12 protein-coding genes are annotated in these 14,681 nt (G+C 61.3%); 11 read left to right on the top strand and 1 reads right to left on the bottom strand.

All coding sequences use genetic code 11. The features are described 5' to 3' along the window. Positions 1-3 precede the first annotated feature (3 nt). Together GC1_RS07700 and GC1_RS07695 are read left to right on the top strand one after the other, a co-directional pair. On the top strand, positions 4-1,044 hold the full coding sequence (locus GC1_RS07700) for a GlxA family transcriptional regulator (RefSeq protein ID WP_019295374.1): 1,041 nt from the start codon (positions 4-6) through the stop codon (positions 1,042-1,044). Positions 1,045-1,346: 302 nt separating this feature from the next. Next, the gene (locus GC1_RS07695) at positions 1,347-1,928 is read left to right on the top strand and encodes a GNAT family N-acetyltransferase (protein WP_019295373.1); all 582 of its coding nucleotides are present in this window, start codon (positions 1,347-1,349) and stop codon (positions 1,926-1,928) included. Positions 1,929-2,261: 333 nt separating this feature from the next. Here GC1_RS07695 and GC1_RS07690 read toward each other — a convergent pair whose 3' ends face one another. Further along, positions 2,262-2,954 carry a winged helix-turn-helix transcriptional regulator gene (locus GC1_RS07690; protein ID WP_019295372.1) on the bottom strand — a complete coding sequence of 231 codons (693 nt, stop codon included), beginning with the start codon at positions 2,952-2,954 and terminating at the stop codon, positions 2,262-2,264. Positions 2,955-3,193: 239 nt separating this feature from the next. Here GC1_RS07690 and GC1_RS07685 point away from each other — a divergent pair, with 239 nt between their 5' ends. The 9 genes from GC1_RS07685 to GC1_RS07640 all read left to right on the top strand — a co-directional run bounded on the left by GC1_RS07685 (position 3,194) and on the right by GC1_RS07640 (position 14,672). Next, on the top strand, positions 3,194-4,336 hold the full coding sequence (locus GC1_RS07685) for a hypothetical protein (protein ID WP_039174940.1): 1,143 nt from the start codon (positions 3,194-3,196) through the stop codon (positions 4,334-4,336). 933 nt (positions 4,337-5,269) lie between these two features. Next, complete coding sequence (locus GC1_RS07675) at positions 5,270-7,363, top strand: FAD-dependent oxidoreductase (protein ID WP_019295368.1); 2,094 nt, start codon at positions 5,270-5,272, stop codon at positions 7,361-7,363. A gap of 11 nt (positions 7,364-7,374) precedes the next feature. Next, on the top strand, positions 7,375-8,553 hold the full coding sequence (locus tag GC1_RS07670) for an acetyl-CoA C-acyltransferase (protein ID WP_019295367.1): 1,179 nt from the start codon (positions 7,375-7,377) through the stop codon (positions 8,551-8,553). Between the two features lie 13 nt (positions 8,554-8,566). Further along, complete coding sequence (locus tag GC1_RS07665) at positions 8,567-9,763, top strand: acyl-CoA dehydrogenase family protein (protein ID WP_019295366.1); 1,197 nt, start codon at positions 8,567-8,569, stop codon at positions 9,761-9,763. A 14-nt stretch (positions 9,764-9,777) separates the two neighbouring features. After that, positions 9,778-10,908 (top strand): acyl-CoA dehydrogenase family protein, encoded by a 1,131-nt coding sequence (locus GC1_RS07660; protein ID WP_019295365.1) that lies wholly within the window; start codon positions 9,778-9,780, stop codon positions 10,906-10,908. 3 nt (positions 10,909-10,911) lie between these two features. Next, positions 10,912-11,337, top strand: coding sequence for a PaaI family thioesterase (locus GC1_RS07655; protein WP_019295364.1), 426 nt, complete (start codon positions 10,912-10,914; stop codon positions 11,335-11,337). After that, positions 11,334-12,113 carry an oxepin-CoA hydrolase, alternative type gene (locus GC1_RS07650; protein WP_019295363.1) on the top strand — a complete coding sequence of 260 codons (780 nt, stop codon included), beginning with the start codon at positions 11,334-11,336 and terminating at the stop codon, positions 12,111-12,113. The genes GC1_RS07655 and GC1_RS07650 overlap by 4 nt, the downstream gene beginning before the upstream one ends. Positions 12,114-12,123: 10 nt before the next feature. Further along, positions 12,124-13,128, top strand: coding sequence for an NAD(P)H-dependent flavin oxidoreductase (locus tag GC1_RS07645; RefSeq protein ID WP_019295362.1), 1,005 nt, complete (start codon positions 12,124-12,126; stop codon positions 13,126-13,128). A gap of 23 nt (positions 13,129-13,151) precedes the next feature. Beyond that, positions 13,152-14,672, top strand: coding sequence for a class I adenylate-forming enzyme family protein (locus GC1_RS07640; RefSeq protein ID WP_019295361.1), 1,521 nt, complete (start codon positions 13,152-13,154; stop codon positions 14,670-14,672). Positions 14,673-14,681 lie beyond the last annotated feature (9 nt).

The following is a 14,681-nucleotide window of genomic DNA, read 5'->3' as shown; positions in this document are numbered from 1 at the left end:
CACATGGAAGGTAAGACCCGGGACACAAAGTTTGCGCTTTTGGCGCTGCCCCAAGCGACGCCGCTGGCCTTGTACGGGCTTTACGAAGTGTTCCAATCGGTCGGCCGGGCATGGTCGGATATGACCGGAGAAGCAAACACACCTGTCCGCTTCTCACCGGCAATCGTAGCGCGGTCCCTTGCCTCAATTCCGACCGCGGTCGGCATTGAGATCACGCCTCAGGCAAAACTTGGCCCGGCCGATGTTGTGATTGTGCCCGACATCGCTGTCGGCGCTTCATTTGATCCGCGCGGCAGCTGGCCGGAAGAATGCGCCTGGTTGCGCGAATGCTTCGACCAAGGAGCCATCATCTGTTCGGTCTGCACAGGCTCGCTGGTTCTCGCTGAGGCTGGGCTTATCAACGGGCAGCAAGCTACCTGCCATTGGGCAAGTGTTGAACAGTTCAAAAAATTCTATCCGTCTGTAAATCTGGCGCCGGAGCGCATCCTGAGCACAGCCGGCGAGGCGGACCGCATCGTGACCAGTGGCGGGGCGTCGTCCTGGGAAGATCTCGCGTTGTATCTTGTCGCGCGGTTTGCCGGCGGACAAGAAGCGGTCCGGATCGCAAAGATATTCCTGTTTGGCGAGCGGGCAGAGGGGCAGTTGATGTATGCCGGCGCGCGGACCGCCCACCGGCACGCGGACTCCGTGATCGCGGATGCCCAGAGCTGGATCGCTGAAAACTACCACGAGAGTAACATCGTTGGCAGGCTTGCGCGCCGCTCTAACCTCAATGAGCGAACATTTAACCGGCGTTTCCGCGCGGCGACCGGTTATACACCTATCGACTACGTTCAAACTTTGCGCATCGAAGAAGCAAAGCAATTGCTGGAAACGACCGGCCTGCAGATCGATGAGATCAGTGAAGAAGTGGGTTATGCAAATCCCTCCTATTTTCGCAAGCTGTTCCGGCGGCGGACAGGTGTGCCGCCGGCCCGCTACCGGCAAAGGTTTTCCCCGATTGCCTTGGCAGGAAATTTACCGAAGCATAACGAAACGTCCTGAAGCCGAAGATCGGCAATTTACTGGTTTCGTCATATTTTGCTTTCGTCCGGAATTTCTATTGCTTGACGGCGGCCATATGAACATTCGCTTCTTCCATCAGGGCAATTCGACCCGATGGCGGCTTCGGGCTGAGCTGCTGTCATCCAGATGGTCTGACGACCTCGAGACGGGAAGGAAATGGAGCTGCGGTACCACAAGGCAGCTTTGAGCTGTGTCGCCTATATCGAAGGCGTTAAAACCGTTACGCTTGTTCGGGCACACGGACCGACGCCAACTCCACAACCCAAACACTGGAGGGGTGAATGATAGAGTTAGAACCACCGCTGCGACTGGCCAGGGAATCGGATGCATCTCAGCTCGCCGATCTCGTGAACTATGCCGGAGAAGGGCTGCCTTACTACATCTGGACCGGCCTTGCGGAAGATGGCCAAGACCCTTGGAAGATCGGCCGTGCAAGACAGGCCGAAAAGGCGCGTGACGGACAGATTGTCGTGGTGGATTTCGGAAGCGGTGCGGTGGCGAGCCTGACCGGCTACAAGATCGGGGCGGAACCGGTGGAGATAGGCGAGGATTTCCCGGCCCTGTTTCGGCCATTGCAGGAATTGGAGAACCAGGCACTCGAAAGCTGGTATGTGAACGTTCTGGCTTGCTATCCCGAGCACCGCGGTAAGGGTTATGGATCACGCTTGCTGGATCTGGCAGACGAAATTGCTTTGGCCGAGGGTTTAACCAGGATGAGCGTCATCGTGGCCGGAGACAACATTGGCGCGCGTCGTCTGTACGAACGAAAGGGATACAAAGAGGCCGCTCAAGCCCCGTGTCAGAAAGAGGATTGGGAAACAGACACCGAGTGCTGGGTGCTTCTGATGAAATCACTATCGTGATCACGATCCTTATGGGGCCGCGCTGCCGGAATTCCCGGGCTCCGTGTTTAAGCAAGCGCAGCGAAAAGGCAGCTATGAGGGGCCGCACTGAGGCATTAAGGTGCTAGGTCGAGCTTCCGGTGCGGGACGGTCGTGACAAGCTGGCTTGGGTCAAGGCGGATGCTGCGCCGCATCCGAGGTCGACTGCGAGCCAATTTTGCAAATGCTTAATATTTCACGAAAGACCGCTTTCCTGAGAAACTGGTTTCGCGGCATCCTTTTTTAGAGGCCGCCAATCTGAGTACGCGTAGGAATTGCAGCAGCACCGGCCTTGCTTGCGGCATCGCGCCCAACCTATTTATTCCCGGCCCCTTTCGCAGGTGGAATATCGGCAAAGTAATTGCGGCCCAGCCAGGTTGCGATGTCCCGTTTCAATCTGCCGGAACCGGACAGCCTGATACGATAATCGCGCAGGGCCTGTCCCAAGGCTGTGTCCCCCATCCAGACGCCGGTCAGCGTGCGGATGTCGGTCGTAATCGACATATCAATATCATGCCCGGGGTCCTTCATGCAGACGTCGACCTCGCCACTCTCGACAACCAGCCACCAGCGGCGGGACTTGGCGGTGAAGTCGCTGAACTCGACATAGATCGTTGTCCTGCCGTCACCAAAATAGTCGACATTCATGGTTCTGTGGATGTCCCACATGAGCATGGAAGGATCCAGCTCGTCCGGCGTAAGGTTGCTCCGGGCCCAACGATGCCCCCAGATCCCCATCTGCACGATGATTGGCTTCAGCTCGCGCCCTGCCTCCGTCAGCCTATACCTGACGCCTCTGCCGACTTCGATGCGCGAGACCACGCCAGCGTGTTCCAGAGATTTCAATCTCGCTGACAGTGTCGAGGGCGGGATCAGCGGCATCCCGCGCCGTAAGTCATTGAAGGTCTCACTGCCGGCACCCAGCTCGCGGATCACGAGATTGGTCCAGCGCTCTCCGAGGATTTCGGAGGTTTTGGCGATCGGGCAGAACTGTCCATAGGTACTCATGCCCGAAAGCCTAAAGGAAAAATCAAATCCATTCAGTACAAATTTCGTATCAAACTTTCCCCCGGTAAAACTAACTCGCCAATCGTCGAACCGGTATTACTCAACAATAACAATAAGTAAAACTTGCATCGACATAATTCCAGCGCCATCGAAGATGAACTAATACAATCTTCATACTGGAAATTTTAGGAGCCAGTTTCGATCCTCTAACCGTGAAGACTTCCAAAGGAGGGAACGAAATGCTGCCTGCAATACTCAGATATTGGCTGTTCGATACGATGTCGGTGAAAACTATGCGCTATGTCCGCGCTGTACCTGCCCGCAAGGCCACGGGCTTGACGAAAACGGTCTACGACATGATCCGCGAGGACTTTTTCAAAAACGGCTCTCTGACAAGCCGGTCGAAAGTGCCCGAATTGATGGCCGCTATCTGGACCGGCGGGCGTGAATCCATGCTTGTTGCAGACCGGGTTGACCGAACCACAAAGGACGCCATCAGCGCCGTGCTGTCACAGCTGAACGATTGCCCCTATTGCGAGGACATGCTTGTCAGCCTCGTGCATGCCGCCGGCGACCACGAAGCTGCCGGAGACATCTTCGCCCGCAACGAACTGAGAGCAACGGATGCAAAGCTGCGCGCCCGCCTGGACTGGGTCCGGCAGGTCGCGACACCGGGAAATACCGGGGTCTCCAAGCCGCCCTTTACCCCGGAGCAGATGCCAGAAGTTTTGGGAACGATCATGGGCATGGGCGATATCAACCGCTTCAGCCATGTGGTGATGGAAGATTCACCCGTAAGTTCCCCGTTCGGACTACAGGCGGCCAAAGCCATTCTGCTGCGGCTGTTTGGATCCGAGCTGGAAGTGACACGAAGACTCCCGCTGAAGCCCGGCCGTGCGCTACCACTATTGCCAGAGGCAGAACTGCCGGAAGACATGAATTGGGCGAAGCCCAATCCCCGCGTCGCAGATGCCTTGGCACGCTGGACCTCCGCCGTGGAACGCGAAGCCAATCAGGCAGTGTCACCGCGCGTGAAGCAAGTCGTTTCTCAGTCGCTGTCGGTCTGGCAGGGCGAACAGATGCCGCTCAGCCGGTCTTGGGCTGCGCACGAAGTGCAGGGCCTTTCAGGACAGGAACGGGCGATCGCAGAGCTTGCCATCGTTCTCGCCAAGGCTCCTTATCAGGTGGATGAAAAGATGGCCGAAGCAATTTTGGATTTCGACCCCGACGAGGCCCGCTTTATCCGGATCCTTGCCTGGGCATCGTTCTCCGGCTCGCGCCGGGTCACACAGCTTATCGCAGAGCGAGCGCAGCAAGCGATGCCTGCGCCTGCGGTACCGGTGGAGCGCAACCTGCAATCTGAGGCGCGACTGGTGGCATGAACCCACGATCTGCGTTGGGTAATGAGCGTCAGATGCAAGCCCCTAAAAAAACCGGCTCCCGCAAAAGGGAGCCGGCTACCGCTTTTTGCTGTTTGTCCGGGATCAGCGCCTGCAAGCTTGATTAATAAAGAGCAGCACGCATCAAAGATAGCGGGCCTACTTAAACAGGAAGCAAACTTTGGTTTTGCAAGGCCTGACGGCTGCAAAAGTCCGGCACACTGTGAGTTCGCCGGTCATCAGATTTTTCTCTTGCAGTGAATGGCGGCAATGCGGGCTGCGGCTGCAGCATCGAGATCAGCTGCTGGATGTCGGCTCAGGGCCGACCTCGCCCACCAAGGCCTTCAGGACGCGCCTAGGGCCGCCGCGGCGCGGAGATCGGCCGGTTTGAGCCCTGAGCGGAAGTGTCAAAATTTCGCTGCGCGCGCTCGCAGCGAGAGAATTACTGCGACCGCATCGTTTTCGGAGCGGCTGCGCGGCGTGAAAACCAGCCGTTCATGCATGTCGCCGCGAGGAAGAGAACTTGGATCTACAGGTTGCCGGACAAAGCCGCCGCTCCCGTCGCCGGAAGCAATGACGGCAGGCAGCCCAAAACAGACGTGACCGGAACCGCTGTTTGGCCCTTCTCACTCCTGGAGGGTGGGCGGTCTCCGGAAGTTCGCCGCACATGCGTGTGCATGCTTGAGCGACTGCAGAAGCGGCCCTTCATCATGAGCCTCAGTCCGGAACCTGACTGGCCGACACTCCACACGGTTGACAGTGAGTGCGTGCGTGTTCGCGTTATATGCCGCGTCCTGTGCGACCTTGTAGATGAGCAGCTGTTTCGCTGGACGTTAAATTCTGCATAAAGGAATCTAATTTTACATATTGAAATTAGAGATCGGATTAGGTAGCAAAACTAAAGCAAGAGATTCTGAGAGCAACGTGCGGGGTGAAATGGTGAACCTGGTCAATCTGGCAATGGATGACGGCATTGCTGTTGTGACGGTGGAGAACCCGCCGGTGAATGCTCTTTCGCACGCGGTGCGCGCTGGCTTGCAGGACTGTTTGCGGAGGGCGCAGAACAGCGCGCAGACCAAGGCGGTGGTTATCTGTTGCGCGGGCCGCAGCTTCTTTTCCGGAGCGGATATACGGGAATTCGGCAAGCCGCCCCAGGCGCCGGTTCTGCCGGATCTCATTAATGAAATCGAAGCGGCGCCTGTGCCGGTCATTGCCGCGATGCACGGAAACGCGCTTGGCGGCGGGCTGGAGATTGCCCTGGGGGCGCACTACCGCGTTGCAGTGAAGGATACCCGGTTCGGCCTGCCGGAGGTGTCGTTGGGGCTGCTGCCCGGCGCAGGCGGCACTCAGCGCCTGCCCCGGTTGATCCCGGCGGCAGATGCAGCCCGGATGATCACCGGCGGCAAACCGGTTGATGCCGATGCGGCGCTCTCGATGGGATTGATTGACCGGATTGCGGACAGCAGCGATGCCTGCGCCGAAGGCGTTGCCTTCGCACGGGGCCTGATCGCGACTGGCAAGGGGCCGCGCCCGTCCGGCAGCCTGCCGTGCAATACACTGGAGCCGGCGGATATGGCGGCCTTCCGGGCCAAAACAGCCCAGGCCGCACGCGGGGCTGTTGCGCCAATGGCCTGCCTGGATGCGGTGGAGGCGGCAATGTCGTTGCCGTTCGCCGAGGGGCTGAAGAAAGAGCGCGCACTGTTTCAGGACCTGATGGCTTCCGATCAGAGTAAGGCTCTGATCCATGCCTTCTTTGCCGAGCGGCAGGCTGGAAAGCTGCCGGATGCCGAAAGAGTTGAACCGCGTGAAATCTACCGGATGGGTGTAGTCGGCGGCGGCACAATGGGGACCGGGATAGCCGTCAGCGCTTTGCTTAGCGGCCTTGACGTGACCCTGGTTGAGCGCGATGAGGCGGCAGCGTCAATGGCAGCGGCCAGTGTCGGAAAGATGCTGGACAGTGCAGTGAAACGCGGCAAGCTGTCCGGGCCGCAGCGCGATGCCATGCTTGCCGGAGCCTTCCGCTGCACCACTGCGTACGAGGACTTCGCACAGGCGGATCTGGTGATCGAAGCCGTGTTTGAAAGCATGGACGTCAAGAAGGACGTGTTCACCCGGCTTGACAAGGTCTGCAAGCCAGGAGCCATTCTGGCGTCGAACACCTCGTACCTGGACCTGAACCGGATTGCGGCAATGACCAGCCGCCCGCAGGATGTGATTGGTCTGCATTTCTTTTCGCCGGCGCATCTTATGCGGCTGCTGGAAGTTGTGGTGGGGGCTGATACTGCCCCGGACGCAGTGGCGACGGGCTTTGCACTGGCCAAGCGGCTGAAAAAAGTGGCGGTGCGCGCGGGGGTCTGCGACGGCTTTATCGGCAACCGGATCCTGTCGCACTACAGCAAGGCGGTCTACGGCATGGTGCTGGCAGGGGCGAGCCCCTATTCGGTCGACAGGGCGCTGACGGGCTTTGGCCTGGCGATGGGGCCGTTTGCAGTGGGCGATCTGGCCGGGCTGGATATCGGCTGGGCGAACCGCAAACGTTTGGCTCCGGCGCGTGACCCAGGGGAGACCTATCCCGAATTTGCCGACCGGCTTTGCGAATTGGGCCGGTTCGGGCGCAAGACCGGGCGCGGTTTCTATATCTACGAGGAGGGCGCCAGCAGCCCTCGTCCTGACCCTGAGGTGGAAGAGATCATCGCGGCGGAACGGGCTGCCAAGGGCATCACGCCCCGCAGCATCGGCGAAGCGGAAATCATCCGCCGCTACATGGCTGCAATGGTGAACGAGGCTGCGCGCGTGGTCGGGGATGGCATCGCTCTGAGACCGCTGGATGTGGATGTGACCCTGCTGAACGGTTACGGGTTTCCGCGCTGGCGCGGCGGGCCGATGCACTATGCCGATACCATCGGGCTGGACAGGATCCTGCAGGATATCTGCAGCTTCCACGAGGAAGATCCCCTGCTCTGGCAGCCTGCGCCGCTGCTGGAACGTCTGGCCGCCGAAGGCCGGACCTTTGCCAGCCTCAACACCTGAAGGAGTTTTCAATGAAACAGGCGGTCATCGTCTCCACCGCGCGCACCGGTCTGGCCAAATCCTACCGCGGGGCATTCAATGAAACCCATGGAGCCACTATGGCGGGCCATGCCATCAGCCATGCGGTGCAGCGTGCCGGCATTGCGCCGGACCTGATCGAGGACGCGCTGGTCGGCTGCGGCTACCCCGAAGGCTGGACCGGGTCCAACATTGCCCGCCAGTCGGTGATCCGCGCAGGGCTGCCGGTGTCCGTTTCCGCGGCCACCGTGAACCGCTTCTGCTCTTCCGGGCTGCAGGCGGTCGCCATGGCGGCGCATTCGATTGTGATGGAGGGCGCGCCGGCCGCGATCGGGGGAGGGGTGGAAAGCATAAGCCAGATGCCGCCCGCACGCCCGCCGCAGGCGCGGGAAAGCTGGATCCTGGAAAACAAGCCGGAACTGTATCTCCCGATGATCCAGACCGCTGACATCGTCGCCGAACGCTATGGCATCAGCCGCGAAGCGCAGGACGAATTGGCGCTGTCCAGCCAGCAGCGCACGGCTGCGGCGCAGGCAGCGGGCCGTCTGGATGATGAAATTGTGCCTATCACCGTGACTCAGGCCTTCAAGGACAAGGAAAGCGGCGAGATCACCCGCAAGGAAGTGACATTTGCCATGGACGACTGCAACCGGCCCAATACCACGCTCGAAGGACTCGCGGGGCTCGCGCCGGTGCAGGGCGATGGCCATTTCGTGACCGCGGGCAATGCCTCGCAGCTCAGCGACGGCGCTGCGGCTCTGGTGCTGATGGACAGCGCGGTGGCCGTGCGCGAAGGCGCTGAACCGCTGGGCGCTTTCAAGGGCTTTGCCGTGGCGGGCTGCGAGCCGGACGAAATGGGCATCGGCCCGGTCTATGCGGTGCCGCGCCTGCTGCAGCGGCACGGGCTGACGGTCAGCGACATTGATCTGTGGGAGCTGAACGAGGCCTTCGCCTCCCAGGCGCTCTACTGCCGCGACCGGCTGGGGATCGACCCGGAGATTTGCAACGTCAACGGCGGTTCGATTTCGATCGGCCATCCGTTCGGCATGACCGGCGCGCGGATGACCGGGCACCTGATGCTGGAAGGACGGCGGCGCGGCGCCAGGCTGGGCGTTGTCACCATGTGCATCGGTGGCGGCATGGGCGCGGCCGGCTTGTTTGAAATCTTCTGAGGGGCACCACGCGATGGATCTGAACTACACCAAGGAAGAACAGGCGTTCCGGACAGAGGTCCGCCAGTGGCTTAAAGAAACCCTGCCGCGTGAGCTGCGCGAAAAGGTGCGGCTGGGCAAGCGGCTGGCCAAGGCGGACATGGAACTGTGGCACAGCCTGCTGAATGCGCGCGGCTGGCTGGCGCCGAACTGGCCGCAGGCCTATGGCGGCTGCGAGTGGAATGCGGTGCAGCGCCATATCTTCGAGGAGGAAGCCTGTCTCGTCCATGCCCCGCGCAGCCTGCCGTTTGGCCTGTCGATGCTGGCGCCGGTCCTGCTGGCCTTTGGGTCCGAAGACCAGCGCCAGCGCTTTCTGCCGCGCATTCTGAACGGCCAGCACTGGTGGTGCCAGGGCTATTCCGAGCCGGGCGCGGGCTCCGACCTCGCCGCGGTCAAGACACGCGCGGTGCGCGAGGGCGATCACTATGTGGTCAACGGCCAGAAGACCTGGACCACGCTGGGCCAGCACGCCAACTGGATCTTCTGCCTGGTGCGGACGGATCCGGATGCCAAGAAACAGGAAGGTATCTCCTTCCTGCTGATCGACATGCAGACGCCCGGTGTCACCGTGCGCCCCATCGTGCTTATTGACGGCGAGCCGGAGGTGAACGAGGTGTTCTTTGAAAACGTCCGGGTGCCTGCGGAAAACCTGGTGGGTGAGGAGAACAAGGGCTGGACCTATGCCAAGTACCTGCTGACCCATGAGCGCACCAATATTGCCGGGGTTGGTTTTTCGAATGCGCTGCTGACCACGCTGAAACATGTTGCCGGGCGGGTGAAATCCGGCGGGCAGCTGCTGGCGGAGAACCCGCATTTCGCGGCCCGGATGGCGCAGGCAGAGATCGACCTGATGGCGATGGCGACTACCAACCTGCGGGTTGTCTCGGCAGCGGCCAAGGGGCAGGCGCCCGGCGCCGAAAGCTCGATGCTGAAGGTCAAGGGCACGGTGATCCGGCAGGAGCTAACATCGCTGCTGCGTCGGGCGATGGGGCCGGACGCGCTGCCGTTCCAGCCTGATTTTCTGGACGGCGGCAGCAATGCAGCCGCGTTAGGGCCGGACCACGCGGCGGCGGCGGCGCCAACCTATTTCAACATGCGCAAGCTGTCGATCTTCGGCGGATCGAACGAGGTGCAGCGCACCATCATCACCAAGGCCATTCTGGGGCTGTAACGGGGGCAGGCGACATGGATTTCAATCTAACCGAAGAACGGGCGATGCTGCGCGATACGCTGCGGCGGTTTCTGGCGGACAAGTATTCACACGAAAACCGGCGGGCGCTGATTGCCTCAAGCGAACCTTATGATGCTGAGATTTATGCCGAGCTGGCCGAATTGGGCGTACTGGGTGCCATGTTCCGCGAGGATCAGGACGGTTTCGGGGGCGAAGGCTTTGACCTGATGGTGGTGTTTGAAGAGGTTGGCCGCGCCGGAGTGATTGAACCGGTGCTGCCGGCAGTGCTGGCTGGCGGGCTGATTGCCGCACTGGGCAACGACCGCCAGCGCGAGCTGGTGGATGAGATTATCGCCGGAACCCATGTGGCGGCGCTGGCGCAGGGCGAGGCAGGCGCGCGTTATGACCTGAACCATGTGGAAACCACGGCGGTTGCCGACGGCGATGCCATCGTGCTGAACGGTATCAAGACCCATGTGCTGTATGGCGCCGGGGCGCAGACCCTGGTGGCTTCGGCGCGGGAGACCGGCGCTGCGGCGGATATGGCAGGCATTTCCCTGTTTCTGGTGCCGGTAAACACGCCGGGCGTGACCGTCAATGGCCATCGCAACATGGACGGGATCCCTTCTGCGACGGTTACCTTGGACGGGGTGCGGCTGACGGATGCGGCCCGGCTGGGTGCTGCCGGAGAAGGGCTGGACGCGCTGGAAGCCGCTGTTGCCCGTGGCCTGACAGCCATCTGCGCAGAGGCGTTGGGGGCGATGGAGGCCGCCAAGGACCTGACCATCAGCTACCTGAAGGAGCGCAAGCAGTTCGGTATGCCGATCGGCAAGTTTCAGGCGCTGCAGCACCGTATGGCGGACATGTTGATCGAGGTGGAGCAGGCGCGCTCAGCCGTGATCAACCTGGCAGGCAACCTGGATCAGCCGCGTGATGTGCGCAAAATCCACGCCAGCGCCGCCAAGAACCTGATTGGCCGGGCCGGGGCGCTGGTGGCCGAGGAATGCATCCAGATGCATGGCGGCATCGGCATGACTGATGAATATGCGCTGTCCCATTTCGCCCGTCGGCTGACGATGATCGACCATCTGTTTGGCGACTCCGATTACCATTTGGAGCGCTTCATCGCGCTTAAGGCAGGATAAGCTATGCCGTTGGTCCGCCCTGACAGACCCCTGCTCCCGCTGTTTGAAGCGATGGGTTATGGCGTCGAATTTGACCCGGACGCGATTGAGGCGCATTGCGCGCTGGAGATTTCTAGCCTGCACCTAAATCGCCAGGGCGGCTTGCATGGCGGAGTTGCAGCGACGCTGCTGGACACTGCCAGTGGTATAACTGCCAGCCTGTCGTGCGATCCGCGGGGCACCACCCCTTTCCTCACCCTGTCGCTGAACGTCAATTACATGGCAGTGGCTCGGCATGGTCGCGTGCGGGCGACCGGACGGATCACTGGGGGCGGGGGCACAACCAAATTTGTCTCTTGCGACCTGCGGGACGAAACGGGGCGGCTGATCGCAGCCTCCACCGGTGTTTTTAAACGCGTGCGCGGAACAGCATTAGAGGATGCGGCATGAGTACGCTCTATCGGCATGAGGTCCGCGACAGGACCCTGGTTATCTGGAACTGCAACTCAGCAATGCGCAATGCCCTGTCTTATGAATATTACCAAGGCTTGCTGGACGGATTGGCGCGTGCGGCAGGGGACCCTGCGATTGCGGCAGTGATCTTGGCGGGCGAGGGCGGGTTCTTTTGCTCCGGCGGCAACTTGAACATGCTGAAAGAGCGCCGCGCGATGTCCTTTGAAGAACGGCAGGTGCAAATCGGGAAGCTGAACGCCTTGATCCGTGCGGTCCGGAACTGCCCCAAGCCAGTGATTGCAGCAGTCGAAGGCGGCGCGGCTGGGGCCGGGCTGTCCCTGGCGATGGCGGCTGACATGATCGTCGCGGAAGACGGGGCCAAGTTCACTCTGGCTTATGTCAAAGCGGGCCTGGTGCCAGATGGCGGCGCCACCTATGCCCTGACACAGGCACTGCCGCGGGCAACTGTGGCGCGAATGGCTATGCTGGCGGAACCGCTCAGCGCTGAGCGGATGCATCAGCTGGGTGCGGTGACGGAGCTGGCTCCCAAGGGGCGCACCTTGGCGCAGGCCGAAGCCTTGACTGATGCGGTGGCCCGTGGCCCTGAGATTGCGATTGCGGACATCAAGAAGCTTCTCAATCAGGCCGAAACCGCCAGTTTCGAGGACCAGCTCGACCATGAACGCGATGCCATGGCCAAGGCCCTTGGCGGTGACGAGGCCCAGGCGGGCATCGGCGCCTTTCTCAGCAAAACTTCCCCAGTATTCCGGTAAGGAGACCGACATGATGCATACTTCTGCTCTTCCTGCGATTTTCGACACGCCTGTGACCCGGACCTATGGCACCCGGCTGCCGGTTGTGGCGGGCGGCCTGCAATGGCTGGCCAATGCCGAATATGTATCGGCTGCGGCACGGGCGGGGATAATCTCTTTCATCACTGCGGCCAGTTTCCCTGAGATGGACGATCTGCGTACCGAGATCCGCCGCTGCCGCGAGATGTGCGAAGGCAAGCCATTCGGCGTCAATGTCTCGATGATCCCCAAGTTGGTGCCGGGGGAGAAGACCGAGGAGGTGTTCAGGTTGATCGCGGACGAAGGCGTGCAGTTTGTTGAAACCTCCGGGCGCAGTCCCGAGGCGTTTATACCCATCCTAAAGGATGCCGGGATCACCGTGCTGCATAAGGCGCCCAGCCTGCGCTATGCGGTGAAGGCCGAACAGGTGGGAGTCGATATGGTGTCGATTGTCGGCGCCGAATGTGGCGGCCATCCCGGAATGGATATGGTTGGCAGCATGGTCAATGCAGGCCTGGCTGAGGACCGGCTGACCATCCCCTGGCTGATCGGCGGCGGCATCGGGCACGGCAAGCAGATCATGGCCGCGCTGGTGATGGGTGCGGCGGGCGTGGTGATGGGCACAAGGTTCCTGGTTGCCAGCGAGCTGACCGCGCATCCGGATTACAAGCAGGCGATGGTGAATGCGAGCGAGCTGGACACGCAGCTGACCATGCACTCGGTGCGCAACACTGTGCGCAGCCTGCGCAACCAAACCACCGAGACAGTTGCCAAGCTGGAGCGCGACAATCCGGAGATAGGCATTCAGGAACTGCTGAAGCATGTGTCCGGCAAGATAGGGCGCCAAGCCTATGCCACTGGCGACGTCTCCCAGGGGCTGCTGTCGGCGGGCCATGCGCTGGGGTTTGTGGACAAGGTGGAGCCTTTTGTCGAAATCACCGCCCGGCTCGAGGCTGAGGCGCTGGCGACTTTTGGGCGGCTGGGCCTGGCGGCGTGACTGCGCAAGGGAGGAGGAAAGACATGCATAACCGCGTACACGGGCTGCTGCAGGCCGCTGCTGAAACCCGCCCCGATGCTTTGGCGCTGATGGATCAGGATGGCCGCCGCCTCACCTGGCAGGAGATGTCCCAAGCGGCACATGCCGCGGCGGAGCAGCTGAAGTCCGCAGGCGTGCGGCCCGGCGACCGGGTGGTTCTGGTGTTTGAGAACTGCGTCGAGGTGATCGCATTCTTCTATGGCGCCAGCCTGTTGGACGCATCCGCGGTTGCCATCAATGCCCGGCTCACCACGGCTGAGCTGGACCGAATCTTTGAACATTCCGATCCCAGTGCCGTCCTGTTCACGGCTGCCGCATCCGCGGCGGCCCGGGCCCATGCGGATCACTACGGCGCCCGGGACGTGCAGGGTGTCTTTGGCGCGGCGGCCCTGATGCCGCGCGCTGGCGCCGTGCCGGAACCGGTGTCAGAGGACGGGCGCGAACAAACCGCCCTTCTGCTTTATACCTCGGGCACAACCGGCACCCCAAAGGCCGCGATGCTGACTCATGCCAATCTTCTTGCAGGGGCGGCGGCCTCAGCCGAGGTGAGGGGCATTCAAACGTCGGATGTGACCTATCTGGCGCTGCCGCTCAGCCATATTTTCGGGCTGGTCACCATGCTGTCCGTCACCTTGGCGCAATCGGCGATGCGGATGGAGGCGCAATTCTCGGCAGAGCGTCTGTACCAGGCATTGCAGGAGAATGTGACCCTGCTGCCCGCGGTGCCGCAGATGCATGCGCATCTGTTCAACTATGCCCGCGCGCACGGAAAGCCGCGCTATGATGCGGGCAAACTGCGGTTTGTCTCCTCGGGCGGTGCGCCCCTGGATCCGGCCTGGAAACGCGAGGCGGAGGCCTTCTATGGCCTGCCGCTGCAAAACGGCTACGGGCTAACTGAAGGCACAGCCGGTGTTTGTGCAACCCGCAACGCATTCGGCGACCCTGACATCAGCGTCGGACTGCCGATGGGCGATTGCATCCTTGAGCTGGATCTGGACGCGCCGGGCGCCACCCGGGAAGCAGGTATCGGCGAGATCCTTGTGGGTGGTCCGCAGATCATGAAGGGCTATTTCCGTGATCCGGTGCAAACAGCTGCAGCGCTGACAGAGGACGGGTTTTTCCGCACCGGCGACCTTGGCCGTTTTGACGATGAAGGGCGGCTGCATATTGCCGGACGCACCAAGGAACTGATCATCAGGTCCGGCTTCAATGTCTATCCGGTGGAGATCGAGGCGGCGCTGACCGAGCATCCCGATGTGATGGTGGCAAGCGTGGTGGGCCGTGCCGTTGAAGGCAACGAGGAGGTTCTGGCCTTTGTCAGCGCCGCCACCGGCAGCAGCGTGAAAGAAGCGGAGCTGAAATCCTTTCTGCATGACCGGCTTGCGCCCTACAAACGGCCGGCACGCATTATCGTGGCCGCGGCCCTGCCTGCCGCGCCGACAGGCAAAATCCTGAAAGCGAAACTGATCGAAACCTTTGCAAGCGAGCTGGCTGAAAGCGTGTGATCTGTTGCG

Source organism: Leisingera sp. ANG1 (genome assembly GCF_000203975.2).
Classification (GTDB): domain Bacteria; phylum Pseudomonadota; class Alphaproteobacteria; order Rhodobacterales; family Rhodobacteraceae; genus Leisingera.
This window is presented reverse-complemented; position numbering and strand designations above follow the sequence as displayed.